General features: G+C 63.1%; 23 protein-coding genes. 10 read left to right on the top strand and 13 right to left on the bottom strand.

From position 1 onward, the window contains the following. Positions 1–56 precede the first annotated feature (56 nt). A complete protein-coding gene (locus tag DL240_RS05525) occupies positions 57–1,397 on the top strand; it encodes an acetyl-CoA carboxylase biotin carboxylase subunit (protein ID WP_111728878.1) in 1,341 nt (446 codons plus the stop codon). Between the two features lie 96 nt (positions 1,398–1,493). Continuing rightward, positions 1,494–1,715 carry a biotin/lipoyl-binding carrier protein gene (locus tag DL240_RS05520; protein ID WP_111728877.1) on the top strand — a complete coding sequence of 74 codons (222 nt, stop codon included), beginning with the start codon at positions 1,494–1,496 and terminating at the stop codon, positions 1,713–1,715. Here DL240_RS05520 and murD read toward each other — a convergent pair. Both murD and murC read right to left on the bottom strand, forming a co-directional pair. After that, positions 1,699–3,084: a UDP-N-acetylmuramoyl-L-alanine--D-glutamate ligase gene (gene murD, locus DL240_RS05515; RefSeq protein ID WP_111728876.1), complete on the bottom strand. Its 1,386-nt coding sequence runs from the start codon at positions 3,082–3,084 to the stop codon at positions 1,699–1,701. The two genes, DL240_RS05520 and murD, sit on opposite strands and share 17 nt — an antisense overlap. A 3-nt stretch (positions 3,085–3,087) precedes the next feature. Further along, positions 3,088–4,521: a UDP-N-acetylmuramate--L-alanine ligase gene (gene murC, locus DL240_RS05510; RefSeq protein WP_111728875.1), complete on the bottom strand. Its 1,434-nt coding sequence runs from the start codon at positions 4,519–4,521 to the stop codon at positions 3,088–3,090. Between the two features lie 205 nt (positions 4,522–4,726). On the opposite strand from murC, the gene DL240_RS05505 reads away from it, so the two are divergent. Together DL240_RS05505 and DL240_RS05500 are read left to right on the top strand one after the other, a co-directional pair. After that, positions 4,727–6,013: a carbohydrate-binding family 9-like protein gene (locus DL240_RS05505; protein ID WP_111728874.1), complete on the top strand. Its 1,287-nt coding sequence runs from the start codon at positions 4,727–4,729 to the stop codon at positions 6,011–6,013. 125 nt (positions 6,014–6,138) lie between these two features. Then, positions 6,139–6,333 (top strand): TIGR04563 family protein, encoded by a 195-nt coding sequence (locus tag DL240_RS05500; RefSeq protein ID WP_111728873.1) that lies wholly within the window; start codon positions 6,139–6,141, stop codon positions 6,331–6,333. 101 nt (positions 6,334–6,434) lie between these two features. On the opposite strand, the gene DL240_RS05495 is transcribed toward DL240_RS05500, so the two are convergent. Both DL240_RS05495 and DL240_RS05490 read right to left on the bottom strand, forming a co-directional pair. Then, positions 6,435–8,084 carry a hypothetical protein gene (locus tag DL240_RS05495; RefSeq protein WP_111728872.1) on the bottom strand — a complete coding sequence of 550 codons (1,650 nt, stop codon included), beginning with the start codon at positions 8,082–8,084 and terminating at the stop codon, positions 6,435–6,437. Positions 8,085–8,173: 89 nt separating this feature from the next. Beyond that, positions 8,174–8,620, bottom strand: a complete 447-nt coding sequence (locus DL240_RS05490; RefSeq protein ID WP_111728871.1) for a nucleoside triphosphate pyrophosphohydrolase family protein — start codon at positions 8,618–8,620, stop codon at positions 8,174–8,176. A gap of 282 nt (positions 8,621–8,902) precedes the next feature. On the opposite strand from DL240_RS05490, the gene DL240_RS05485 reads away from it, so the two are divergent. The 5 genes from DL240_RS05485 to DL240_RS05465 all read left to right on the top strand — a co-directional run bounded on the left by DL240_RS05485 (position 8,903) and on the right by DL240_RS05465 (position 16,276). Beyond that, positions 8,903–10,816 carry a tetratricopeptide repeat protein gene (locus tag DL240_RS05485; protein ID WP_146618122.1) on the top strand — a complete coding sequence of 638 codons (1,914 nt, stop codon included), beginning with the start codon at positions 8,903–8,905 and terminating at the stop codon, positions 10,814–10,816. Next, a complete protein-coding gene (locus DL240_RS05480; protein ID WP_111728869.1) occupies positions 10,816–11,238 on the top strand; it encodes a hypothetical protein in 423 nt (140 codons plus the stop codon). Before DL240_RS05485 ends, DL240_RS05480 begins: the two co-directional genes overlap by 1 nt. Before the next feature lie 30 nt (positions 11,239–11,268). Then, positions 11,269–12,273 carry a PhoH family protein gene (locus tag DL240_RS05475; protein ID WP_199589750.1) on the top strand — a complete coding sequence of 335 codons (1,005 nt, stop codon included), beginning with the start codon at positions 11,269–11,271 and terminating at the stop codon, positions 12,271–12,273. Positions 12,274–12,788: 515 nt separating this feature from the next. Beyond that, positions 12,789–13,346 carry an FHA domain-containing protein gene (locus tag DL240_RS21050; protein WP_158542370.1) on the top strand — a complete coding sequence of 186 codons (558 nt, stop codon included), beginning with the start codon at positions 12,789–12,791 and terminating at the stop codon, positions 13,344–13,346. Then, positions 13,343–16,276, top strand: coding sequence for a hypothetical protein (locus DL240_RS05465; RefSeq protein ID WP_146618121.1), 2,934 nt, complete (start codon positions 13,343–13,345; stop codon positions 16,274–16,276). Before DL240_RS21050 ends, DL240_RS05465 begins: the two co-directional genes overlap by 4 nt. A gap of 163 nt (positions 16,277–16,439) precedes the next feature. Here DL240_RS05465 and DL240_RS05460 read toward each other — a convergent pair whose 3' ends face one another. Together DL240_RS05460 and DL240_RS05455 are read right to left on the bottom strand one after the other, a co-directional pair. Then, positions 16,440–16,859, bottom strand: a complete 420-nt coding sequence (locus tag DL240_RS05460) for a hypothetical protein (protein ID WP_111728866.1) — start codon at positions 16,857–16,859, stop codon at positions 16,440–16,442. Positions 16,860–16,979: 120 nt separating this feature from the next. Then, positions 16,980–17,168 carry a TIGR04563 family protein gene (locus tag DL240_RS05455; RefSeq protein ID WP_111728865.1) on the bottom strand — a complete coding sequence of 63 codons (189 nt, stop codon included), beginning with the start codon at positions 17,166–17,168 and terminating at the stop codon, positions 16,980–16,982. Between the two features lie 204 nt (positions 17,169–17,372). On the opposite strand from DL240_RS05455, the gene DL240_RS05450 reads away from it, so the two are divergent. After that, positions 17,373–18,191, top strand: coding sequence for a TIGR02757 family protein (locus DL240_RS05450; RefSeq protein ID WP_158542369.1), 819 nt, complete (start codon positions 17,373–17,375; stop codon positions 18,189–18,191). A 15-nt stretch (positions 18,192–18,206) separates the two neighbouring features. On the opposite strand, the gene DL240_RS05445 is transcribed toward DL240_RS05450, so the two are convergent. Genes DL240_RS05445 through DL240_RS05415 form a run of 7 tightly spaced genes read right to left on the bottom strand, consistent with a single transcriptional unit; the run spans position 18,207 to position 24,708 of the window. Further along, on the bottom strand, positions 18,207–18,452 hold the full coding sequence (locus DL240_RS05445; protein WP_111728863.1) for a hypothetical protein: 246 nt from the start codon (positions 18,450–18,452) through the stop codon (positions 18,207–18,209). Beyond that, a complete protein-coding gene (locus tag DL240_RS05440; RefSeq protein WP_146618120.1) occupies positions 18,449–19,105 on the bottom strand; it encodes a CPBP family intramembrane glutamic endopeptidase in 657 nt (218 codons plus the stop codon). The genes DL240_RS05445 and DL240_RS05440 overlap by 4 nt, the downstream gene beginning before the upstream one ends. Next, complete coding sequence (locus DL240_RS05435; protein ID WP_111728861.1) at positions 19,102–19,578, bottom strand: hypothetical protein; 477 nt, start codon at positions 19,576–19,578, stop codon at positions 19,102–19,104. Before DL240_RS05435 ends, DL240_RS05440 begins: the two co-directional genes overlap by 4 nt. Before the next feature lie 17 nt (positions 19,579–19,595). Then, a complete protein-coding gene (gene tsaE / locus DL240_RS05430) occupies positions 19,596–20,132 on the bottom strand; it encodes a tRNA (adenosine(37)-N6)-threonylcarbamoyltransferase complex ATPase subunit type 1 TsaE (RefSeq protein WP_111728860.1) in 537 nt (178 codons plus the stop codon). A 16-nt stretch (positions 20,133–20,148) separates the two neighbouring features. After that, positions 20,149–22,170, bottom strand: a complete 2,022-nt coding sequence (locus DL240_RS05425; RefSeq protein WP_146618119.1) for a protein kinase domain-containing protein — start codon at positions 22,168–22,170, stop codon at positions 20,149–20,151. An 8-nt stretch (positions 22,171–22,178) separates the two neighbouring features. Next, entirely contained in the window at positions 22,179–22,754 is a 576-nt protein-coding gene (locus tag DL240_RS05420; protein ID WP_146618118.1) for a hypothetical protein, read from the bottom strand. Next, positions 22,735–24,708: a DUF4388 domain-containing protein gene (locus DL240_RS05415; protein ID WP_111728857.1), complete on the bottom strand. Its 1,974-nt coding sequence runs from the start codon at positions 24,706–24,708 to the stop codon at positions 22,735–22,737. The genes DL240_RS05420 and DL240_RS05415 overlap by 20 nt, the downstream gene beginning before the upstream one ends. Between the last annotated feature and the right edge of the window lie 5 nt (positions 24,709–24,713).

Genomic DNA, 24,713 nt, shown 5'->3' with positions numbered 1-24,713 from the left:
CTCGCCAGCATCATATCTTCGTGTGCCACCTCTTTTATGATTCAAGGAGCTCGCTGATGTTTAACGCTGTCCTGATCGCCAACCGCGGTGAGATTGCCGCTCGCATCGCCCGCACCTGCAAACGCATGGGCATTCGCACGGTCGCCGTCTACAGCGAGGCCGACGAAGGCGCACCGCATACGCAAATCGCCGACGAGGCCTACCTTATCGGGCCGGCTCACGTGACAAAGAGCTACCTCAACGCCGAGCGCATTCTGGAGGTCGCCCGAGAGGCCGGCGTCGATGCGATTCACCCCGGCTACGGACTCTTGAGCGAAAACGCCGAGTTTGTGCACGCGGTCGAAGCCGCCGGCATCACCTTTATCGGCCCCCGCGCCGAAGTCATGGAACTGATGGGCGATAAGGCTCGCGCTCGCGAGTTCGCTCAGAACGCCGGGGTGCCGGTTGTTCCCGGCTCCGACGGCGTAGTCGCCGACGAAGACGCCGCTATTGCCCTGGCCGAGACCATCGGCTACCCCGTGCTCGTCAAAGCCTCCGCCGGTGGTGGCGGCATCGGCATGAACCTGGCGACCAACGAGAAGAAGTTGCGCAAGGCCATCAAGGCCTCGGTACGACGCGCGGAGTCGGCCTTTGGCGACCCGAGCTTCTACCTGGAGCGCTACATTGAGAACCCGCGCCATATCGAGATTCAGGTGCTCGCCGACCACCATGGCAACGCCCTGCACCTCTTTGAGCGCGAGTGCAGCGTGCAGCGTCGCCACCAGAAGGTCATCGAAGAGGCCCCTTCCCCGCTGGTCTCTCGCCATCCTGGCCTGCGCGAGCGCATGGCAGACGCCGCTCTGGCGCTGGTGCGCGCCAGCGAATACACCAACGCAGGCACCGTAGAGTTCATCGCCGACGAAGCCGGCAACTTCTACTTCATTGAGATGAACACTCGCCTGCAGGTCGAACACCCGGTCACCGAAATGATCGCCGGGCTCGACCTTGTGGAGTGGCAGCTTCGCATTGCGGCCGGCGAGGAACTCACGCTCGCGCAGAGCGAACTCAGCATTGATGGCCATGCCATTGAGTGCCGCATCTACGCCGAAAATCCCGAGAAGATGTTCATGCCGGCCCCGGGCACCATCACCACCTGGACGCCCCCCCAGGGCGAAGGCGTTCGTCTCGACAGCGGCGTGATGGCCAACTGGGCCGTCACCCCCTACTACGATCCGCTCATCGCCAAGCTCATCGTACATGCTCCCGATCGCCCACAGGCCATCGCCCGCATGAAAGCGGCCCTTGGCGAGATGAACATCGGCGGGCTGACCACCAACCTGCAGATGCACCTGGAGCTGATGGACGATGCCGACTACCTGGCCGGCGACGTGCACACCGGCTGGCTGGAGAAGCGCTGAGCGCACTCACGACTGGAAAAATACGGCGCTCCGTGCGAAGACCTCCACCTCCCCACGGAGCCCACTTACCCCATTGATGACTGGAAGGAGAAAGAGATGGCTGAAGAAGTCCGCGCGCATATCACCGGCACCGTCTGGAAGATCGAAGTCGAGATCGGCGAAGAGGTCGAAGAAGACGATGATCTCGTCATCCTGGAATCCATGAAGATGGAAATGCCGGTGCCCGCCCCCTGTGACGGAATCGTCAAAGAGATCCGTATCAAAGAGGGCGATGCTGTTGAAGAAGATCAGGTGCTGGTGATCATGGCAGAGAGCTGATCAGACGCTCGACGGCCGCCTGAAACTCCCGGCCGCGATGCGCATAGCTCTCGAACATATCAAAGCTGGAACAGGCCGGGCTGAGCACAACAGTGCTCCCCGGCCTGGCCATTTTAAAGGCCTGCTCCACGGCGTTTTCCATCGATTCTGCACTGCGAATCTTCGCTGCGCCGGCCCCTTCCAACTCGGTGCGCATGCGCTCGGAAATCTGGCCAAGGAGCACCACCGCGCCGGCCTCGCGCGCGACGTACTTCGCCCAGCTCCGCAAGTCCAACCCCTTGTCGACGCCGCCGGCAATCACCACAAAGCCCGCCTCCAGGTTCTGCAGCCCGGCCAGTGAGGCATGAGCGTTGGTGGCCTTAGAGTCATCCACAAAGCTCACCTCGTTGCCTTCCCCCACAAACTCCATGCGATGGGCCAGCGGCTCAAAACTAAGCGCAGCCTCCACAATATGCGCCCAACTCACCCCCACGCTTCTGGCGAGCGCGGCGGCACAGGCCAGGTTCAGCTGATTGTGCGAGCCAAAGAGTTCCGTCTCATCAAAGGACTCCAACCAGCAGATGTCCACGCCCTCTTCTTCGCGCGCCCATCCCTGATCCCCGTCGAACCACACGGCCTCATCCAGCGGCGCCACATCTTCCGGCCGGTCCGAGAAACCGATGATGCGTTGCCCTTGAGGCTCTCGCAGCGACTTGCGCACCAAGCGATCGCGCATCGGCACCACGGCGCTGCCTTCCCCACGCTGCAACTCAAATATACGCAACTTGGCCTGGGCGTAGTCCGCAAAGCTCTCAAAGTAATCCAGGTGATCGGCGGCCACGTTCGTAATCGCGGCTGCAAGCGGCTGCAGATGATGGCAGCTCCAGAGTTGAAAGGCGCTGAGTTCGGCCACGACCACCGCCTCCGGCCCCAGCGTCTCGACCACCGCGCAGAGGGGCAGGCCGATATTACCGGCGACCACATGCTCCACGTCGGCCTGCTGGAGCATCTGCCCCACCAGCGAGGTCGTCGTGGTCTTGCCATCGGTGCCGGTGATGCCGATCCAGCGCGCCTGGCTGGCATCATAGGCCAGCTCCACCTCTGAGATGATCGCGCAACCCTGCGCGCGCGCTCTCTCAAAGTCCGGATGCGCAGGCTTCATCCCGGGAGACGCCACAATCACCTGACTCTCACCCAGATAATTCTCGCCGCCGACCAGGCGTACCGCGCTATGCAGTCGTTCGGCCACGTCTTCAAGTTCGTCCAGCGTTTTGATGTCGCTGAGCACCACTTCTTTACCGCGACGCGCGAGCAGGTTGGCCGCTGCCACCCCACTGACGCCGGCTCCCCAGACCGCAAAACGCTCCTGCTTCAACCACTGCTCACGCATCGCTTACTCCCCTTCGTTGAGCGGGCCATCAAAGCGCGGCTGCGGCTCTTCGTCGTGTTCCGTCTCGCCGGCGCGCAGCGCCAGCTCGGCCAGAATCTGGTCGGCCTGACGGAAGAAGTCATCCCCACCGAAAAAGATCACTTTGTCGCCGGGCTCCAGCGTCTCGAGCAGGTAGGCGTTGATATCGGGTTGTTTCGGGATGAAGGTCACATTCAGACCGTTGGCCTCAATGCGATCGACCACCGTCTGGGTGTTAATCCCGGGGATAGGATCTTCTTCCGCGGCGTACATCGTGGTGATGATGACCTCATCACTGCCCTGAAAGGCCTCGCCATACTCATCTTTGAGATACTTGATCAGGGTGTAGCGATAGGGCTTAAACACACTGACCAGCCGCCCATCCACCAGGTCACGGGCCGACTCCAGCACCTTTTTTATCCCCGTGGGGTGACTGATGTAGTCTTTGACGATGGTCACCCCGCCGCCGTGAGCGATGGTGAATCGATTCTCCAGCCCTTTATAGGTCGCCAGCGCCTGACCGATGACCTCGGGCGAAATGCCAATGCGGCGCGCCACGGCCACGGCTCCCATCGCGTTCACCACATTGTAGCGCCCCGGAAGGTTGAGTTCCCACTCCCCCATGACTTCATCGCGGTGATAGCCGCGAAAGCGAATTGGGAGCTGCCCCTTGTCGATAAGCTCGCCGCGAAACTCCGCCTGGTGCTCCATCGAATAGCCCGTAGGACGCAACGCCACCTGCTCGACCAGCTGCCGATTCCCCGCGCAGTCCAGGTTTACAAAGGCCTCTTTGAGGCGAGTATTCGATTCCAAGAAGGTCGCCATCTTGCCGATGATATCGTCGAGCCCCTCATAATAATTGAGGTGGTCGAGCTCCAGGAAGTTACAGGCGACGTAGTCGCACTCGATGTTGTGGTGAGAGCCATCGCTCTCATCGACTTCAACCACCATCCACTCGCCACCGGTGTCACGAGCATTGACCCCGAAGTTGTTCAGCATCCCACCGATCACAAAGCCCGGCTCCAGGCCGGCACACTCCATGATCCAGGCGATCATCGACGATACCGTGCCTTTGCCATGGGTGCCGGTGACCCCAATCGTGCGGTAGCCACGGAGCAGCTTCGCCAGAATCGAGGAGCGGTGCTCCACGGGGATGCCCGCCTCACGCGCAGCGACCAGCTCCACGTTTTCCTCGGGAATGGCCGTGGAAACCACCACCAGGTCGGCGCCTTCGACGTTTTTAGGATCGTGGCCAATGACCACATCCATCCCTTCGGAGCGCAAGGCCTCGGTGATGGAACTTTCCCGAACATCGGAGCCGGTCACCTGCACGCCGCGCGCATGTAAAATGCGCGCAACCGCCGAGACTCCGATGCCACCAATCCCCAGCATATGCACTCGCCCTAACCCGTCTGTCATCGCCTGACCTCTTGTCTCGCGTGTTCGTTGATATCGCGCCTCAAAGGCGCCGGCGCTGTCAGGTAGCACACTTCAGAGGGGCTGGCCAATTCTCGCCAGGCCACGTTGCATCCGCAGGTGGCCCTGCGCTAGGTTTCGCATCCCTGCCAACCTGTATGCATCCGCTCGCCATCAGCGCGGCATCCCTGACGATAAGGAATTTGCTATGGCTTCCAAACCACGTTGTTTTCGGCACTCCGGGCCCTGGCTCGTCTCGCTGGCGCTGGCCACCGGCACCCTGTGCACGGCCTGTCAGAGCAGTGAGCCCCGTGTGGTGCTCACCCAGGAGCAATGGAGCCAGGTGCGGGAACATATTCTGGAAGAAGCGCCCACGCCGAAGTACCCGATTGGCGCAACGTACGACGACACCATTGAGCTCATCGGACTCGATATTGATGGCGAGCTCAAGGCCGGCCAGGAGGTGACCTTCACCTGGTACTGGCGAGCGCTCCAGGATGTGGAGCGCGACTGGAAGATCTTTGTGCACTTCGACTCCCAGTCTCAGCCCTTGCGGCAGAACCTGGATCACTACCCGGTGGGAGACCTCTTCCGCACCCCTCTGTGGAAAGAGGGGCAGATCATCCGTGACCAACAGACGGTTAAACTGCGCGAAGACTTCCCACGCGGCGAAGCACTGCCTTATATCGGCTTGTTCCGCGACGATGTGCGTGCCGAGGTTCAGGGCAAAAGCATCACCGACGACCGGCGAGCTATCGGACCGCGCCTCAACATCGATGGCGTGCCCGTCGACACCTCCACCCTGCCCCGTTACGAAGTTCATAAACTCCGCAACGAGCAGAGCGAAACACTCACTCTCGACGGCAAGCTCAATGAAGCCCTGTGGAGCGAACTAAAAGCTCTGACCATCGAGGGTTTTAACTCCCGCGCCGCCTACGAAAGCACCGTCAAGCTCGCCTACGACGACACCTACCTCTACGTAGGCGCCTACCTCCAGGATGAGCATGTCTGGGCGACGCTCTCCGGTCGCGATGCCTCGTTATGGACCGAGGAGGTCTTCGAGTTTTTCATCGCGCCGGGGGGCCCCGATGCCGCCTACGTCGAGTTGCAGTTTAGTCCTCGTAACGTCGTCTTTGATGCGCTCTTCCCGCACCGCCCGGGCACCCGCAGCAAGAGCCGCAACCAGGATATCGCCGCCGCCAAACCCTTCACGATGCAGGGCCTGGAATCGGCCGCGCACGTCGAAGGGAGCCTCAATGACGAAGGTCAAAAAGACAGCTTCTGGTCCGTCGAAGTGCGCATCCCTCTTAAGGAGCTTCCCGGAGTCGACGGCGCGCCGCCCTCCGGGACGACCTGGCGGGCCAACCTCTACCGCTTTGACCGCCCCAGTGACGATAAGACCTTCGCCTACGGATGGAGCACTCGTCCCAGACGAGACTTCCATGATGTGAACCTCTTCGGCACTCTGGTATTTGTCGATCAGAGCAACGACTGATGCTCCCACCTACAAGCCTCCCCTCCCGAGCCAGCAAACGCACTGGCAAGGGGAAGCTGACGCAGCTATAGTGCGAGCATTGGCTACATTTGAACCGGGATAACCACACCGACGAGCGAGTTGTCATGGCCAGCGATAAGCGCAAACAGAGCCTCTATTTCCCCGAAGACTACCTCGACGAAATTCGCGAAGAGTCGCTGCGACAGGACCGCTCCATGTCCTGGGTCGTGCAGAAAGCCTGGGAAATCGCGCGCGACACCATTAAACAATTCCCCGCCGCCAATGACTTCCTGCAGGGCGAGGAAGACGAACAGGACTAAGGTGCCGACGCACCGGTCGTTCTGATATCATGAGCAAGAACGAGAAACGCCGCGCTCCCCATCGGGAGCGCGGCGTTTTCTTTAGCGCCTCAACAGCCGCCTTACTCGGCGTCGGTCGCGGCCCGCGGGTCGGGATGCACTCCGAAGGTCACCACCGACCAGGTCGAAGGCTCACGGGTCAACCAGACCGGGTCTTCGCCGTTGCGCTTAACGCTCCACATATCAAAGATGCGGTCGGCCAGACCGGGATCGACCACATTGGGGTTGGTCGCCGAGAAAATCAGGTCGTTCCCCCCCGGCGAGAGCCGCGCGCTAACCTGGCGCGTCACGCAGTTGGTGATGTCGACCTGCTGCTCCAGTTCGTCATAGCATCGTGACTCGTCGAAGTCCTCGGCGCCCAGGTTGCCGAAGATCTCTTCAAAAGTACCAGTCTGAGGATCGATGACCGTAATGGCCGAGCGCGGGATGTTGTTCTCAGCCCCCTCCACTGCCGGGTCACCCAGAGGGCGCACACACTCCCGGGACGCCGTCACATAGAGGCGACCGTCGGCTCCGAAACTCATGACATCATCAATGTCGGTGAACGCAAACGAACCATCTTCCTTCGTCCAGGCACAGCCGGCCTGAATCGGCTCGCCCTGGTAAGGGAAGTTCGGAAGGCCATAGGCCACGCGCTGAGGCATGCACATCGCGCGATCGTAGTCATCATTCGACGTGTCACAACGATGGACCGGGCCGCATTCCGCATCGGAGCTGCAGGCTTCGCCCAGATTGTCGGCATTGCTTATGTCGATGATATTCACCGTCGGCTCAATCGCGGTGCAGCGGTTCGCATCTCCACACTGCTGAGCGGTTCCGGTGCAGTCAGCGTTGGAACCACACTCCTGATAGTCATTGGGCCCCACGGTGAGAAACGCCACCAGGTTGCCATCGGCGCTAAACGCGGTCGGCAACACTCCCAGGAAGTAGCTTCCGGCCTCTCCGGGGTAATTCGCGCCGCTGATCGTCACCAGATTGTCTTCGGCGCCAATCGGCGTACCCAGCTCCCCGACGAGCACGTCGACCGTCTCCAGGGTGGGCATAAAGAGCGCCGTCCGACCACTGACCGGGTCAATCTCCCAGTGCGCTACAATTGGAGACTCCTCACCCTCGCCTTCTTCGGCGACTACACCGATGATCTGGGGCTCGCCACCGATCGCTTTGTAGTACGCGGTCGTGCCATCAAGATACGCCACGCCCTGGCCACGCACCCGCGCGTCAAAGACCGACTCAACAAAGAGCTCCAGAGCTCCGCTGACTTCCAGGGTCTCCGAATCGATCGAGGCGACGTACACATTCTTTAAGCCGCCTTCAACCTGTTCCAGATACACAAAATGTGAGAGCGACTGCGTGACCCCGCACAGGTTAGGCGGCGCACAGTCCGCGCTCTCGGGGACCAGCGAATGATGGGTCTCGTCGCTGGTGGCAAAAAGACGCAGTTCATAGCCCTGACCGGATGCCACGGAACTACGAACGTACGTGATGACATAGTCTTCGTCCTCGATCACCGGCTCATCGCCGGTGTCGCCCTCGTCAGCGACGCCGCAGATGCCCGTCTCCAGGCACACATTGGGAGCCTCACAATCGGCGTTCGTCTCGCAGGCCTGACCGCCCTGGTCGCCATCATCTCCTGAGCAGGCCGTGGTGGCCCCAAGAGCAAGCGCACCGCTCACCAGCAGCGGCCAGCCCAACTTCTTCGCGTCAAATTGCATCGATCCTACTCCTTGCTATCTATTTGAGAGGCCTTCCGAGGCATGGCGTCGCCGAAGAGCGCCGGCGCGTCACACATAAGCGCTGCGCACTATAGGTCGTGGGAATCGACCGAATCAAGGCCTGGGGTGCGCTTGACCTCTTGCCAGAGCCTCTCAAGCTCATCCAGGCTTAGCGCCTCCAGACACAGCCCCCGCGCCGCCGCCAACGCTTGTACCTTAGCGAGACGCACCTCAAACCTGGCATGCGCCGCGGCCAGCGTCTCTTCGGCATCCAGATTGAGGTGGCGCGCCAGATTCACCACCGCGAGAAGCAGGTCTCCGAGTTCGGCACGCACCCGCTCCCGCGTGATATCTACGGCATCGGTGTAGGGCGGCAGCTCGGCGCGCAGCTCCGCGAGTTCTTCGGCGACCTTGGCCAGGGGACCGGCAACATCGGGCCAGTCAAATCCCCAGGAAGCGGCTTGCTCCCCACTGCGCTGCGCGCGTTGCAAAGCGCTCTCCCCCTCGGTAGACGAGACGTTGGTTCGGTCTTTCATACGAAACCTCGATTCGCCAACCGAAGCCTCTTCGGCAGTCGTGACGATTTGTTAAATTACGTTGGACCTCCCGATACCCGACACTTAGAATGCGCCGAGTTTCGAGAGCGCGCCCACTCTTCTTAAAGCGAGACCTACGCGGTGTCATCAAAAGCCATGGTTGCAGGCCGGGGGAAAGCATGGACGCAGCTCCCGCTGCGTCTGCTGGTGCTGCTGCTTTGCACATTCGCCGGGCTGCTCGCAGGGCCTTCCCTCGCCACGGCGCAGCTCGACGACGCGAACATGGAAAAGATGATCGCGCGCGTCGGCGAAACCCCAAACAACGTGGAAGAAGGGGGAGTGCTGGCGCCCTCGACCGTCGTGCCCTTGAATCTGGAAGTGCACTGGCGCCTCTGGCTCCAGATGGCACGCGCGGGCCAGCCCGGCCTCGAAGAGTTGCGTGCGCTGCGTGACGACGCGCTCAGCTTTGGCCACGTCTCGCTGCCCGAGCACGCTCTGGCGGTCCTCGCGGTAGCCCGAGAGCGCGAGACCTACGGGCTCAGCGCCGCCGATGCCGAAGCGCTTGTGCAGATGGCCATGACCATGGCACCGCAGCTCCCCTACCCGGCCCTGGAGCTCGCCAGATTACGCATCATCGAAACGCCGACCGCCCCTCATCGCGCGATCGCTCCCCTGGTTGAGGGGGTACGCCGAGGGGCACACTGGCTCGACTCAAAAACATCGTGGACGCTGAAACTTTGCCTGCTCTTTCTGACCAGCGCGCTGGTCAGCTTTGGCGCCTTCATGCTCGCGCAACTCTTGCGCTATTTCGGTGTGGCGGCCTACGACGGCGCCCGTATGTTGCCGCGAGGGTTCTCGTCAAACCAGACGGTGATCGTATTGGTCGCGCTGGTTATCGTGCCCGGGCTGGTGCTTCGCTCCCCGCTGATGTCGATGCTGATCATGCTCGCGCTGGTCATCCCTTTTCAGCGCCTCAATGAACGAGCGGTCTCAGCTGCCTTTCTGGCGCTTATCCTTGCCCTCCCCTCTCTCGACAGCGCGCTCAGTCACCACGTCCTCTACCCGGGCTCACCGGCGCAAGAACTCTCCCATACGCACCAACAATTCTGCGATACCGACTGCCTCCAACGCGCCGAAACCACTCTGAAACAGGGAGCCTCTCCGGTTGAGACGTACGCCGCGGCCGTGGCCCTTTTTCGCACCGGTCAGCCGGCAGCGATGGCGCGTATCGTTGAGCTGGGAGCCGGCGAGTCCTCGCAAAGCCCCCTACGTCTACGCGCGCAGTGGGAGAACCTCATCGGTGCAGCGCTCGCCACGCAGGGCAACCCCGAGGAGGCCCTGCGCCACTTTGAACGTGCGGCCGAACTCATGCCCAACGCCGCGGCGCCCGTGTTCAATCAGATGCGTGCCCTGCAGCTGGCCGGCGATGTGGAAAGCGGCTACGACGCGTTGGACCAGGCCGTACGCCACGACCTCGCCATGGTCAGCCGCTACCTTGACACCAGCCGACGCGACGCCAACAGCCTGCTGATCATCATGATGCTCAGCGCCGATCAGATCTGGAGCGTCCACAAAGACCATGCCAGCACCCAACCCGCCGTCTCGTTGATTTCGCCTATCTGGACCGCACTCGCCGGCCCCATGGTACCGCTCTCTCGAGCCCCCTTCCTGGCAGGCTTCGGTCTGCTGTGGTTGCTGATGACCCTGCAGCTCCCCCGTTCCAACCGGGTGAGCTCCCCCTGTCCGAAATGCGGCCTGGCTCGCGACCCGGAAGATGCCGACCGACTCGGTGGACATCACTACTGCCTGCCCTGCTATCAGACCTTTGTCTCGGGAGCGACGCTGGACTATCACGCCCGGGTGCACAGCGAGACCTCGCTGGGCCGTCGCGACCGATTCCAGTCTTTTTTAAGGCGTGCCCTCTCACTGCTCTTGCCGGGCACCGGGCACACCCTCGGTGGCCATGCGATTCGTGGCACCCTGGCCTTCGGGCTCTTGAGCTTCGGCGCTCTCTGGTGGCTCTATCCCATGGGCTTGTGGCGGGTGGCCACCGAACTCTTCGATGATCGCTGGGGCGGACAACTCGCACTCGCCACGGTGATGATAGCGCTCGGCGCCCTGATGGGCCTGTTCGGATGTTTCCGGGGGATTGAGCCCACGCGTGTGAGCCCCTCCGCCAAGCGGGAGGACGCCTGATGAGCCTTTCTCCGGGAGCTGTCCCTCCCTCCCCCGGACGTCCCTCCGGGCTGGCCGTGCTCGTACTGCACCACAGTGTGACCGTGGTCATCCTCGTGCTTTTTATCGGCATCGGCGTCTGGAGTTATTTGACCTTCCAGAAGACCGATTTCTTTGTTGCCGTCGACCGCGACAACCTCCAGGCACAATTGAGCCCCCCGCTGCTCGAGGCCCAGCGCCAGCGCATCGACATGGCGCTCCAGGTCTATGCCCGAATCCACGAACATTACCCGGCAAACCTCCGCGAACTCGTCGACCAGGGATTGCTGCTGCCTTCCGATTTGTATTACCCTGCCGGGTCCGAGCTCTGGGCCTATCAACGCGACGTGGATAGCTTTGAGCTCACGCTGATCCTTTCCCAGGGTGACCCGGCGTCGCCCTGAACCTGCCCCCCTTACACGAGGCCGTCTCAGTTGTCCGACACCGACTTGCTCCAACTTCACCTTGAGTTCGCCGACGCCGAGGTCGCGCGTTACATCTACGGGCACCGCGACGCGTTCCTAAAACTGATCGAAACTCGCCTGGATGTGCGCATCGGCGCCCGAGGCACCGACGCGCGCATTGAAGGCGCTGGCTCCGATGTCCGGGTGGCCGAGCGCGTCCTGCGCCAACTCTACAACCTGGGCAAACGCGGCCATCATTTAAGCGCCGTGGATGTCGGGCGCGCCATCGACCTGCTGGTCCGCGACCCCGAACTCAACCTGGTTGACATCTTCACCGACCGGGTTCTGGCGACCAAACATAACCAGATCATCTCCCCAAAGGGGTTGGCTCAAAAGGCCTACGTCGACGCGATCCGCAAGCACGACGTGGTCTTTGGCATCGGCCCGGCCGGCACCGGGAAGACCTACCTGGCGATGGCCATGGCCCTCTCCGCCTACTTCTCCAAAAGTGTCAAACGCATCATCCTCACCCGCCCCGCCGTGGAAGCCGGCGAGAAGCTAGGCTTCTTGCCGGGTGACCTGGCCGAAAAGGTCAACCCCTACCTGCGGCCGCTCTACGATGCGCTTCACGACATGGTAGAACTGGAGAAGGCCGAGATGATGTTGGAGCGCGGTGTCGTGGAGGTGGCCCCCCTGGCCTTTATGCGGGGCCGCACCCTCAACGATGCGTTCATCATTTTTGATGAGGCCCAGAACGCGACCAACGCTCAGGTGAAGATGTTCTTGACCCGCATTGGCTTTAACTCCCGGGCCGTCATCACCGGTGACATCACCCAGATCGACCTCCCCTCCAAACGCATGAGCGGACTGGTGGAGGCCGAACGAGTCCTGGACAACATCCCCGGCATCGCATTTTGTCGCTTTTCCCAGCACGATGTCGTGCGCCATCCCCTGGTGCAGAAGATCATCGACGCCTACGAGCGCAAAGCTCAGATGGAGCTGGAAGCCGAGCACGGCCATAAAAGCGAATCCTGAGCGGCTCCTTCCCCTCTGCGAAAGCAGGCTCTAACCTCTTCGCAGGGGGCCCCGCTCTTAGCGATCCCGATACCTACATTTTTCCCGTGACGAGAACCGGCAGGCCACAGTCACCGTAGCGCCGGCCGGACATGTCACGGCCTCGGCTCGCCGTGCCGGGCGCTGATTGTTCCCTTTCCGGAGCCTGTGATAGCTTCGCCCCCCTGACTCGTTCGCGACAACCTCGCTTCTGCCGCTTTGCGGCAGCCTGCCTCGCCACCGCCATGTCTGACTCATACGATAAGCCCCCGCCCTTCTCCCCTCCGGCTGAAGGAGGGAGGCTTCCCTTTGACATTGATGACGGCGACCTTTTCTCAAGCGTCCCTGACGATCAGGTGCTGAGCTCTGCCCCGGTGAGCCCCGCACAGCCCCCCCCGCCGACACGGGGGCGAACGACCCGCCATCCCGCTACCACTCTCCTGGTGGAAAGCCCCGGGCAGGCGCCACAACAGGTCATGGTCAGCGGGCGCCGATTTATGATCGGTGGACCTCGTGCAGATCTCCCACTCCACGATCGCTTTGTCTCGCGCTGGCATGCCCAGCTCACCCGCGAGGATGGCTCCTGGGTGCTCGAAGACCTCGGCAGCCATAACGGCGTCTATCTGCGTATCGCCGACGAATTCGTCATGGAGGACGGTGACGAAATCCTGGTGGGATCTCAGCGCCTGGCCTTTCGTACCGGCTGGGATACTTCGGGCACATCCCACACCGGGGACGTCCCCACCCTGGGCGCGCCGAGATTACCGTCGGCCCCTCGCCTGGTGGAATACGTCGAAGACGGACACATTCGTGGCATCTATCCCATCGTCGACTCCATGCTTATCGGGCGCTACAACGCCGATCTGCACTACCCTCACGATGAACACCTCTCCTCGCCACACGCCAGCTTTGAGCGACGAGACGGGCAGTTCTACCTGCGGGACCTAGTCAGCGAAACGGGCACCTTCATTCGAATTCGCGGCGCGGTCGAGCTGATCGATGGTGACTGCTTTAGCCTCGGCCGCACCCGGCTTCAGGTTCGGTACTCCTTATGAACAATCCCCCCCGGATGCGCGCCTCACTCTTGCTCCTGACCCTGGGACTGATGTCGGCCACCGCCTGTGCCAGCGCCCCCGGCCCGGCCTCTTCCTTTGATGTGGTCATGCGTGTGCAGCCCGAAGACCGCGTCAGCGACACCGCGGCTCTCACGCTCCTCGACGACGGCACCTGGCGCCTGCAATCCGATACCGGGGAAGTCTGGCGCTGGGACCTGGCTAAGGGCGACGTCGTGGAGTACCGCTCCGAGAGCAGCACGCACATCTTCGCGGTGCTGCAGACCGAGCGAAAGGCCCTGCGCCTGCAGCGTCTGGATTCGTGGCCGATGCGCCCCCGGGGAGCCGGAAAGCTGGCACGCCTTCGTGCAGGTGAGCAGACCTGCGTCGGAGAGGGCTCCTGGAGTGATGCGCGCTGCACGCATGAAAATGGTCAGCGCTGGAGCGTGTATGAACTCGCCAGCACCGATGACACGACGAGGATGGCCCCGGCCACCGATAAGGAGTTGAGCCTCCCCTACCGTCGTGCAGCCATGATGCAAGCGCACGCCCAGGGCCCGGTTTTCGAAGGATCGCTTCCCGAGGGACGCTGGCTGGCCATTGCCAGCCAGCCCCGACGCGGCCGCTTCGCGGCCGCGCCCCGCGTCGGCTTAAGCCAGCGCTGCGACCTGAACAGCCCCGACCTCCACACCGCAGCACGTTTTGTATCGGTTGAGGCCTGGCCCGCCGAGCTGAGTGAGCACCCGGTCGCCATCGAAGCGCGCGCCATCGCCTCCGGAACCGACGCCCTGATCCGTTGCCCCGCCGGCGCCTCCCCCCTGGTCGAGATGCCCTCCATCGCTCGCCCCCTGATGACCTCGTTTGACGATCGTCTCCTGGGACCTGCCGGCTTTGCCATGCAGCCCCGCGCGGTCTCCGAGGCCAGCGCCCGGGCCTGGAGCCTGAGCGCGGCCTTTGGCGCGGTGGGCGACTGGGAACTCGCCGCGTTCTGGGCCGAACGCGCCCTGGCCGAATCGCCGCCCGGGAGCGACCTGGAATCCCTCGCACTCAGCGTTATGGATCTCCTGGCCACCGGGGGAGCCACCGACGCCGCCCTTCGGGTCGCCTATCACGCCACCCGCGATGTCTGGAACCGCGACAACATCCCCGCACAACTCGACGGCGCCGCTGTGCTTCACGCGCAATTGGGCCAGGTCGACGCCTACCTCAAGCGCATCCAACGCCAGCAAGATCTTGCCGCGCGCCACCGCGATGACCGCCGCCTGGCCTGGTACCGCTGGTCCGAGCTGCGCACCCGCCACGCCGCTCGTCAGAGCTCCGAGGGCAGCGCCTACCGCGAAGACATCGTCGGGTTTGAAAAAACACACCAGCCCGACTGGGCGCTGGCCATCTGGGCCATGCTCGGAATGCACGATGAGTCGCTGCCCGCCGTCCAGGGCCCCGAAGAACTCCAAAACCGCTTCCAGGATGCCGGCGCACTCGAACTCTGGCAGGCCGTCTTTGAACCGAACTCACTCCAACGCTGCACGTCCGACGATGTACTTCGTGACTGCACGGCCACCTCCTACGGTTTGCGACCCCGCGCCGACGGGGAGCCGGCCCTCATGGACACGCTTGCCGGCGTGCCCGTGATCAGCCTGCGAAAGGCCTACCCACTCCCCCACTTTCAGAACACCGCAAACACACTGGAGAACCCGGCAGCGCGCGCAAATTACTGGATCGCGCTTCTCCCCCTTGTCCATGACGCTGACGCCCCTGCGGCCCTCAGGGAGACCCTCAGCGCCATGAGCGAGGTCTATGCCGACAAAACGAGCATCTGCGAGTTCCGGCATGCGTTTGCAGCGCACTTTGCCCATGCCGCCAACCGGGGCGATCGCCCCTTCCTGGGGCGCGCCCGACGCCAGTGGGTGGAGTTCGTGAACTGGTGGGCCGCTCAGGGAGTGGATGCCCTCTGCGAAAGTCCGAGCGCGCTGATCAACGCCCTGAACATGCGTCAACAAGACGCCAACTCCTGGACTCGGCAGGCACTCCCCCTCTTAGAAGAGCGCCTGCTTCGGGCTTCCGAAGAGAGCGTCCCGGTCGCCGAGGTCGCCGACGCGGCATCCCTTGCCAGCACGCTGGGCGACAAAGACCATTGCACCCGCTGGCACCTGGCACTCACCCTGGCCGCGTCTCAGCGAGGCCATGTCCAACTTGCGCAGAACCACCTGATTCAGGCCACCGGCTGCGCATCACAATCGGTGGAGCTACGCGCCCATCGCGATCTCCTGGCAGCCTACCTGGAGTTTGAGAGCAGCGCCGGGCGACGCGGATTCGGCCCTTCCACGGCGGGAGCCGAACTGCGAGCGATGACCCGCAAAAATCTGCCCGCATCGGGGTGCGTGGGACTGGTGCCGCTGAACTTCGATCTGGAACACCACCTGCCGGATACCCTGCGCACCCTGGCCTCTCGCATCGCGCTTAACAACCTCCGTGATCAGCCTCTGGGGGTGGTGACGGCTTCCCACCTGCTAGCGCAATCGCGCGCCGGGGTACGCGCCGGCCTGCGGGCACTGGCCACCGGCGATGTACGAAGTGCGGCCCGGGCCCTCCACGCCGCGCGCTCGGGTTTTGCCTCCCTGGATCACCGGCCCGGTCTGGCGCTCACGGACTTCATCGACCAGACGGTGTTCGGCGACCACATGCAGGCCCTGGCCGACGCTCCGGCCGACGCCTGGCAGACGATTGAACTCCCCCAAACCGGCGTCCCGCTGCGCAGCGGGCAGGCCACCGCCTGGCTGGAAGGCCTCAGCCCCCGGCACCCGGAGTATGGCAGCCCCCTCCATGTTGCGACGTTGCTCACCCTGGGACTCAACGACGAAGCCGCTCGCCTCGTCGCCGGGCGCGAGCAGACCCTGCCCCGGCTCTGCGTCTCATTAAGCTCCGAGCGATAAGCCTGCGAGCCCTGGAGAACGCTTTTCTCCCCCTGGATTTCAGCTCGGCGAGCGCGTCCCCCGGGCTAAAACCTCAAGCAATGCATCACAAAAGGCTCAACCATTTTCTCAAGATTGGCCTTCCGCCGATGTCCGGGCCTTGCGCTGCACAAGCCGTGGAGCGTCAGCGCTCGTCAGGAGTGCTCTCGTCGGGCCGAGATGAGCCCGCAAGTTGACGGCCTGCTTCCAGAAGCATCGATGCTGCTACCGGCTCCGCGCCCTCGCAACGCGCCTGCCAGTGCCGGAGCTGCGCATCCCATGCTGACGTACGCCCGTGGCGTCCAGCGTCGAGCAAGAGCGCGCTGGCGTCTTCCCGGCAATCCCTGTCCATCGCCTCGGCGTCCACCAGCTGCCCGGTAAAGGGGTCGCGGATCGTGTCGTGATTCAGCCCCTGGATCACACCGATCAAAATCGGCACAAAGAGCACCACCGCCGTGCCAAAAAAGAGCACGTAACCCGCGCGCCTGGCCTGACGTGCCACGGTCTCAACGCGTTGTTTTCGGGCATCCGGAGATGTCTCAGCGGGCGGGGTTGTCTGGGCCATGGTCGCGTCGTCGGGCGGAAGGAATGGGTTCGGCGCTGGATCTCTTCCATAAACGAAGGGCCGCTCAGGTGCAATCGCCCCGGCGGCCCTTCCAGATTCAGCGCGACGCCATAGTGGCGTTCAGCTCGCGGCTTCGAAGTCTTCGTAGAGCTCGTCGACCCCGGGCATCTCACGGAGACGCTCGCGGGCAACCTTCCACGCGGCTTCCATGATCCAGCTCAACGAGCGATCCTGACGCAGCGCCTCCTGGCGCATATCGTTCAGAAGCTCTTCGGGCAGGTACAGGGTCATTTTTTTCTTGGTGGCCATCGAGTCCTCCGTGACTTCGGCGCGGGAGCATTTGCCTGGAGAGTGAAGTGCCGTCAGTGGCGGTGTCTCTCCTACATCGGAGCACCACCCTATCCGAGGTCGCGGATCCGTCAATTTTTCTTCACTAGAACTTACTTCATGCCATATACGATTAAAAACAACCCAAGCCCCGCCCCTAACCTTCAAGCCCTACTTGAAGAAACTATGCATCAATGCGACCACCTGGCCCGTCGAGATCATGATCCGGTGGGGAGAGTCTGGGAGTATACCGATGCTGAAGACCGCGAGATTGTAGCGCTTTTCGCCAGCGGGCTGGCCTACGGGCAGGTACGCGTGTTGCGCGAGGCCATCTCCGAAGCCCTGGCGCCCCTGGGCGATCGTCCGGCCCACACACTTCGACAGCTCTCTCCCGAGGAGCTCGGTGCGCTCTGGCCAGCGTTCACCTATCGGATGACCCGGGGTGAAGACCTGGCCGATCTGGCCTGCGCCATCGCCCGGACGCTGCAACGCGAAGGCTCCCTCCGCGCGCTCTACCTCGCCGGCGCCGCGGGGCGCCGGGAGGTCGCGACGCCAACCGACCACCTGGAGGCCGCATCCCACTTCGTGCGCGCGCTGCGCGCACGCCGCATGCGCCCGGAGCTCGCCCGCGGGTTTCGCTACCTGCTGCCCGATCCGGCCGACGGAAGCACGTGCAAACGCCTGCACCTCTTCTTTCGCTGGATGAGCCGCGGACCCGACGGCATCGATCTGGGGCTGTGGCCCGAGCTCAGGCCTGGCGCCCTGGTCATGCCTCTCGACACCCATACCAGTCGCCTCTGCCGCTACCTGGGGTTACTCACGCGCAAAACCCTGGACGCCCGCGCGGCGCTCGAGGTCAGCCAGGCGCTCGCGCGCTTCGACGCTAAAGATCCCCTCAAATACGACTTTGCGCTTTGCCATCTGGGCATCGGCCGCCGCTGCATTCACCGGCGCTCCGAGGAGCACTGCCCCGGCTGTCCCATTGAGGCGGCGTGCACCCTGTAATCTGCTAATCTGCGTTTAGCTTGCGGATATCGAGGCGATCGCGTCGACGAGCACCACCTCGTAGCCCAACACCGACTGCGTGAACCAGAACCCTGCCCCGGCAAAAAGAGTGCTGGCCAGCGCCAGGATCACGCAGAGCTCAAACCACCGCCGTCCGGGCGACACGATGGCGGCCAGAGCAATCCCCAGAAAGATCGCGATCGTTAAGATCCAGAACACCAACGTGGGCTGCACCGTTGTAATCACCACCACCGGATTCATCGGGACTCCTGAGAAGGAGGAGGCTCTTCGCTCTGCGCCCGGGCGGCCTGACGCGAGATATGGGTGAGGTTGAAGTAGTTGATCGTGATGTGCGCAATGATCGGTGCCAGCACCGACCCGGTATAAAGATACATCAGCCCAAACACCGCTCCGACCCCGAGCGCCATCCAGGTCCAGGGCAAGAACTTCTCGCGATCCGGGCCAATATGCACCAGGCCGAAGACCACGCTGGACGCGACCAGCCCCACCCAGATGCCCGCGCCGCCGGCCCACTCAAACCCACTCAACGCCTGCTGCAAAAAGCCGCGGAAAAAGATCTCTTCGGCCACGCCACTGGTTAGCGCAAGCACCTGAATCTGACCAGGAGTCATCGGACCGAGCATCCGGGCGAACTCTTCGCTCAGGGTCTTACCCCACGAGGTATAGTGCTCGCTCTGGCGAGACGCCCAGACCGCCAGGAGTCCAACCCCTGCTCCCAGTGCAACCTGAAGCCCCAGGCTGACCTGCGCACGCTCCGACCACACAAGGAGGTCGAGCTCCAACCACACCACCCCCAGCAGCCAGGCCGCTCCCAGCATCAACCCGTAGAAGATCAGCGCAACCACTGCGCTCAACCCCGGCGAGGGTCTTTCGTCGTCGGGGAGCTCCCTCAAGCGTCCTCCACGCCTTCACCCAGCAACTGATTGGCCTGCTGCTCCAGGCCCGGAGAGCGCTCTTCGCCACGGAAACGAATGAGCATCGCGTCGAAGGGATGCTTGCGCCAGTCCAGGTGAAAACGCTGCTGTCGCTGCGCCCGGAAGTACCCCGCCAGCTGCTCGGCCAGGTACTCAATGGCGGCCAGCAGGCGATCGTGAGGCAAGGTAGCGGATAAAAATGAAGCGTCCTGATCCTGGACGATCACCGCCCCTTCAAGGTCCAGGCTAAAGGTCTTGTCACGACGAAAGAGGGTAAGCTTTGCGTACACAAAATCGGGCTCTTCCTCGATCGCCAGTGCGATCCTCTCTCCGGGACGCAGGTACGCGTGATAACGGGTCCGAAGACGCGCCTCAATCTTACGTAGAGCGGCCGGCGAAAGAACCACCGTCGCCCGGGGGGTCTCACGCGGCGCGTCAGATGCTGCGCTCATGGGGTACTCCTGGAATGTTAAGACATCGCGGACATGATGCGCGCGACAAGCGCCTGATGATGTCCGGTACTGGCGAAGATCTGCGCGCGCCGCTCCTGACCAGCATGGCTCAGCGCGACGATCAGCCCCTGGCCGGGCCAGGCTTGCGGAATGCGGTCGAGCCACTCCACGCACACCAACGCATCTTCGGCGTCGATATAGTCCCAGTAGGCCAACGACTCCAGATCGTCGTAATGCTCCAGCCGGTACAGATCCATATGCACCAGCTGCCCGAAGTCCCCATACTCCTGGACCAGGGCGTACGTTGGGCTGGAGACCTGCCGGGGGTCGATGTTCATACCCCGACTCAATCCCTTGATCAGCGTCGTTTTACCGGCGCCCAGATCGCCCACCAGCCCCAGAAAGGCCAGCCCCCCCTCCAGCGCGACCTGCCCTATCGCCATCCCCAGCGCCAGCGTCTCAGACTCGCCAGCCAGCTCCAGCGAGGCCGTGGCCTCGCCGGGCAATCCGGAGAAAAGTGAAGGATCGAAACTATGGCGTTCTCGCGTGCTCATCACGTTGACTCAAGCCTTACTGCACATAGAGCGGGAACTCGACACCGCGGTTCGAGATGGCGCCGTGCTCGGGGAACTTCATCGAACGGAAGCGCTGAATCATGCATTGCCCGACCGGACGGCTCTGGTACTTGCTCTCCTTGATCTGAACGCCGCCGGTGGTGCCGGAGGGCCGGATAAAGAACTGCACCGTCAACCCCTTAAACGAGGCATCGCGGCCAAGCTCACCGCGGATGCAATCGCTCATCGCGCTGAAGTCGGCCATGATCACGCGGTTGATCTCCTGATCGCTCAGATGCTTAGCCGAGCCGGAGAAATTAGCCATATCGACATCCGCCTCTCGCGTTCCGCCCGATGCGCCACCGGCCTTGGCCGAACCTTTTCGAGAGCCACTGGCGCCCCGCACTTTCTTGAGCGTTCGCGCAATCTCCTCCTCACTCGCGCGAGGGTTGAAGATGCTCTGGAGAAGATCGGCGTCGACCGCCACCGCCTGAAACTCCGAGGGAGGGGGCAAGAAGGTGTAGTCGAGCGACGCGAAGGCTTTGTCCAGCGGCATCGGCTCCGGATCGGGTTGCTGCAGCCAGAACCATCCCATCGCCGCGAGCACGACCAGGCCGGCAACAATCCCGACCACCAGCGCCGCCAGCCCGCCCTGCTTAACCTTGCGCTGAAGTTCGGCGCGAGCCTCGGCCTCCCGGCGTCGGCGCTCTTCGCGCTCCGGGATGTAGGCCTGAACCTTCGCCGTGAACACGTCCAACTCGATGAGCGGCCGCCGCTCCTGGGTCACACGATCGAGCACCAGGGAATGTTCGTGAATCTCGTCGGCGTAGAGCTGCTCAAGGATCTGCCCTTCGGTGAAGGGCCCGTAATCCAGACCGCTCTTCTGTACGAGGTAGCGCTCCGTCTCGCCATCCTCATCCGGAGGAGGCGCAATGTCACCGACATCAAAGAGATCAAACAGGCTCTCGCCCTGCACCTCCTCCTCAACCACGGCCGGCTCAATGGGCAGCGCTCCAGCCGGAGGCGGTCCACTGAGCTTCGCGCCGGCATCCCGGGCGACCTCTTCGAGTTCCTCGCGGAAGGCCTGCACGCTTGTCGGCCGCTGTGAGGGATCGCTGGCCAGACAGGTAGAAATCAGACTGAAAAGCGCCGGGGGGTATTTGGCCAACCCGTCGAGCGCCATCTCGTGAGCTTGCTTGCGATCGCTGGGCAGCCCGGTGGGGTTGAGTAACTCGGCAGCGATCATGCCCAGGCTATAAAGGTCGGCCGCTGGCCCCAGGTTCGCCGGGGACTGCGCGACCTCGGGAGCCACGTAAATACTGTCGCGAAAAGGTCCCTCGCCACGGCCGTGCAGGTGGGTGCTCACCATCCGCCCGAACGCCAGGTTGCCAACCCTTACCACCCCCTGCTTATTGACGTAGACATTGTAAGGAGTGAGCACCCCGTGGCAGCTCTTGCGCTGGTGCACAGCCGCCAGCGCGCTGCAGACGTGGGCGAGCACGGTGAAGGTGTCACGGATGCTCAGGGTGCGTCCCTCTTCGCGCCGTTGCGCCACCAGCTGCGAGAGCGTGGAGCCTTCGACGAACTCCATCGCGATGAAGATCTCACCAGACTGAGTTCGCCCCATCCCCAGTGCCGCCGCCAGGTTGCGGTGGTCCATGCTTCCCGCCAGGCGAATATCCTCGCTGAGCGCGGCAAAGGCCTCCTCCCCCGGGAATGGCATATCGAGCACTTTTACTACAACCGACTGGCGAGTCTGTCGATCGACACAGAGGTAGCTGACGCCGCCACCGGAACTTCCCAGGTAGCGTTCGACCGCAAAACGCCCGCCGACGACATCGCCGGTTTTGAGCGTGGCGGCCTCCGGAGCTTGTTGACTCCCCCGTACCCCCGGAGCCTGACGCCGCACTGCTGGCCTGGGAGGCGGTCCGGGAGGTCGTGAGGGCGGCCCACCGGGCGTCGAACTCGCACGCCCCTCCGATGCCGGGGCTTTGGGCGGCGGAATACGCGGAGGATTCTTGGCGGGATCTTCACTCATGGCCAACCTTACTCATCAGTCTCAGCGCCGGGCGCCGTAGCGTCCGGCTCACTCGTCTCAGGTTCCGCGAGGGGCGGTGCATCATCAGCTTCACCAGCCTCATCGGACAGGGGCACAAGGACGGCATCAGTGTCGACCTTCTCCAGCGGAAGATCAACGTACCAGCGCCCGTCTTCCCAGACCATCGTCGCTTCTCCCTGACGACGATCCAGTGTCTCTAGCTTAAGCGTGATCCTGGTCCCCTCGGCCAGCGGCTCCGGAATCTCGCCGTCAAGCGTGACCGCTTCGATCTCATGGGGATTGTCGAGCTGGGTGACGATGAACATGTCATCGGCGCTCAACTGCGGCTCGCTGGCAAGGGCTCGCTCAGCCTCTTGCAGCGGCTCCATCAGGCGAGCGCGGGTCGAGGGTAAAAGCGAGTTGAGCGCCTCGGCGTCTTCTCCCCGCCAGAGGTGCTCTACGAAGGAGCGAAACACCTCTTCGGGGCCTGCCGGCTCGGACTTACATCCTCCTGTCAGGAGGAGCACCGACGCGAGCAGGCTCACCGACAGCAGGTGTCGGCGCTCAGTAGGTTTCATCGTCATCTTGCGGGCCCTTTCTAAAAGTGACGGCATCTGCGGCCGCTGAGAAAATCGAGTCAAGCTCCTCATCCCAGACGCTTGCCGATCGCTCTTCGGGGGGAACTCCCGCCGAAAAACCGCGTTCCTGTCGGGTATCTTCCTCATCGGCAGGGAGCGAGAAACTCCCCTCCTCCTGGTGAGCCTGATCAAGCCCGGGGATATCGATCTCCCAGTTACTCACGGCCGTCGGTCGATCATGCGGATCTCGCGACTCCACAGCGACAATGGGCTCACCCACGTTGGACTTTCTCTTGAGAAGCTCCATGCGTTTAAGGCGCTGCACCACTCGCTCAACCGGCTCCTCGCCGGTATCGCCCAGACGGGCCCGGGCCTCGGCAAGAGTTTGCCCCTGCTCGAAAAAGGAGAGCAGTTGGCGCTCGTTGGAGGTAAGCGAATCGGGATCGACACTCACGGCGCGCCCCGTATCGAGCACCAGGCGCGTACGCGCGGTGGCCTCGGAGTGCCCGGTATCCAGCGAGACTTCCCGCAGAATTTCCAGGAGCAGCTGATCCACCTTCAGGTTCAACCCGCGAACCGGCCAGGCAAAACCCGAGTCCTGAGGTACATCCACAAAGGCAAAACCTCCGCGGCGGGTCGCACAGAGTTGGCGCAGCAGTCGGCGCGCGCGCTCTTTGCAGGCATCTCGAAGGCGCAAGTCATCCACCAGGCGCTCTCGCCGCAGGTGCATCTCCAGCGGACCACCAGCCAGCTGGCCATGGCGGAGCTGACGGGCTAGCTCTTGATACATCGAGGTATCCAGCGCGCCCTCGGCGCGCAGCACCTCCAGCAACACCCCGTCGGTGCTCTCGCCAAGCGACTCGATCTCCTGAAGGCGATTGCCCTCGAGATAGAGGACAAAACTTCTCCCGGCCATGCTGACTTCCAGTCGGCCCCGCAGACGTCGCTCCCGCACCGTATGCAGAAGGTCGACGACCGGCAAGGTCTCCAGACTTCCGGAAAACCCACGGGCTTTGGGCACCCGACGGAGCTCCGCCACCACATCGTCGAGCCCGGCATGGATCATCGCGTTGAGGAGGCGCTCCAGACGTTCCGCGCGGTCATCGGGACGCGAGGTCAGCCCGAGGCGATCCCAGTGCTCGGCGATCAGGTTGGCCACCTGATGCACGCGCGAGGGGTCAACGGGATTTAAGGCCTCCAGCGCGGTGATGGTGGTGGCCTCATGATGCGAGCCATCGAGCGTCGGCACCTCAATGGCCGCCGGAACCTCCGGAAAGGTCGAGGGACTTATCACCTGATCGATCGTCACATCGACCTCGGCGCTGGGTGGTCGAGGTGTCTCCTGCAAGGCCTGCAGGTCCAGCGGGCTGCGCCGCGCCGGTGCGACGAGCACCCCGCCCTGACCCAGGCCACCGGGCAAATCTTCGATCTCAAGGATCATGCTGCCGGTGGTGTCGAGGTCAATCACATCAAAAAGTTCGGAATCTGAGGGCTCGCCGCCCAGCGCTCCGGGGAGCAACCCGAGCTCAGCCTCGAGCTTGGAGGCATCGTCTCCATCGAGTTCCAGGGTCACCGGTTCGTGAATCTCAATGGCCCCGGGCGTGCTCTCGGAGCGCGGCGAGCCCCCCTCGCGAAGCAGCTCTTCACAGACCCGCTCAAGCTGGCGAGTGGAAAAGGGACGGGCCAGCCAGGGATAGTTCGTAAAATGTGCGCGAGAACTGGCGACCCCGCACACCAGAACCTCGCGGCCCTGCTCCTGGCAAAAGCGCAACCAGCGCCGGGCATCAACCCCGGCGCTGTCGACATCCACGATCACAAGCCGGGCGCCTTCGGCGCCCGGCGGTGGACCACGGAGTTCCTGGACCTCCAGGCCACTGGCCTGGAGCGTCTCGCGGATGATGCGAGCCACGGTGGCGTTGCCCTGAAGCAACGCCACCGTCGTACGAGGAAGAAGGCGCATCGCGG

The organism is Lujinxingia litoralis (assembly GCF_003260125.1).
Lineage (GTDB): Bacteria > Myxococcota_A > Bradymonadia > Bradymonadales > Bradymonadaceae > Lujinxingia > Lujinxingia litoralis.
Note: the sequence above shows the minus strand (reverse complement) of the source record. Positions and strands in the feature narration are given on the sequence as shown.

Bases quoted from the DNA above. Each gene is read 5' to 3' on its own strand.
- DL240_RS21050 (WP_158542370.1), top strand. From the start codon at position 12,789: ATGATCGGTGGACCTCGTGCAGATCTCCCACTCCACGATCGCTTTGTC.
- DL240_RS05495 (WP_111728872.1), bottom strand. From the start codon at position 8,084: ATGCAATTTGACGCGAAGAAGTTGGGCTGGCCGCTGCTGGTGAGCGGT.
- DL240_RS05500 (WP_111728873.1), top strand. From the start codon at position 6,139: ATGGCCAGCGATAAGCGCAAACAGAGCCTCTATTTCCCCGAAGACTAC.
- DL240_RS05460 (WP_111728866.1), bottom strand. From the start codon at position 16,859: ATGGCCCAGACAACCCCGCCCGCTGAGACATCTCCGGATGCCCGAAAA.
- DL240_RS05455 (WP_111728865.1), bottom strand. From the start codon at position 17,168: ATGGCCACCAAGAAAAAAATGACCCTGTACCTGCCCGAAGAGCTTCTG.
- DL240_RS05485 (WP_146618122.1), top strand. From the start codon at position 8,903: ATGGAAAAGATGATCGCGCGCGTCGGCGAAACCCCAAACAACGTGGAA.
- DL240_RS05480 (WP_111728869.1), top strand. From the start codon at position 10,816: ATGAGCCTTTCTCCGGGAGCTGTCCCTCCCTCCCCCGGACGTCCCTCC.
- DL240_RS05520 (WP_111728877.1), top strand. From the start codon at position 1,494: ATGGCTGAAGAAGTCCGCGCGCATATCACCGGCACCGTCTGGAAGATC.
- DL240_RS05425 (WP_146618119.1), bottom strand. From the start codon at position 22,170: ATGAGTGAAGATCCCGCCAAGAATCCTCCGCGTATTCCGCCGCCCAAA.
- murC (WP_111728875.1), bottom strand. From the start codon at position 4,521: ATGACAGACGGGTTAGGGCGAGTGCATATGCTGGGGATTGGTGGCATC.
- murD (WP_111728876.1), bottom strand. From the start codon at position 3,084: ATGCGTGAGCAGTGGTTGAAGCAGGAGCGTTTTGCGGTCTGGGGAGCC.
- DL240_RS05450 (WP_158542369.1), top strand. From the start codon at position 17,373: ATGCATCAATGCGACCACCTGGCCCGTCGAGATCATGATCCGGTGGGG.
- DL240_RS05465 (WP_146618121.1), top strand. From the start codon at position 13,343: ATGAACAATCCCCCCCGGATGCGCGCCTCACTCTTGCTCCTGACCCTG.
- DL240_RS05435 (WP_111728861.1), bottom strand. From the start codon at position 19,578: ATGAGCGCAGCATCTGACGCGCCGCGTGAGACCCCCCGGGCGACGGTG.
- DL240_RS05420 (WP_146618118.1), bottom strand. From the start codon at position 22,754: ATGACGATGAAACCTACTGAGCGCCGACACCTGCTGTCGGTGAGCCTG.
- tsaE (WP_111728860.1), bottom strand. From the start codon at position 20,132: ATGAGCACGCGAGAACGCCATAGTTTCGATCCTTCACTTTTCTCCGGA.
- DL240_RS05505 (WP_111728874.1), top strand. From the start codon at position 4,727: ATGGCTTCCAAACCACGTTGTTTTCGGCACTCCGGGCCCTGGCTCGTC.
- DL240_RS05445 (WP_111728863.1), bottom strand. From the start codon at position 18,452: ATGAATCCGGTGGTGGTGATTACAACGGTGCAGCCCACGTTGGTGTTC.
- DL240_RS05525 (WP_111728878.1), top strand. From the start codon at position 57: ATGTTTAACGCTGTCCTGATCGCCAACCGCGGTGAGATTGCCGCTCGC.
- DL240_RS05415 (WP_111728857.1), bottom strand. From the start codon at position 24,708: ATGCGCCTTCTTCCTCGTACGACGGTGGCGTTGCTTCAGGGCAACGCC.
- DL240_RS05490 (WP_111728871.1), bottom strand. From the start codon at position 8,620: ATGAAAGACCGAACCAACGTCTCGTCTACCGAGGGGGAGAGCGCTTTG.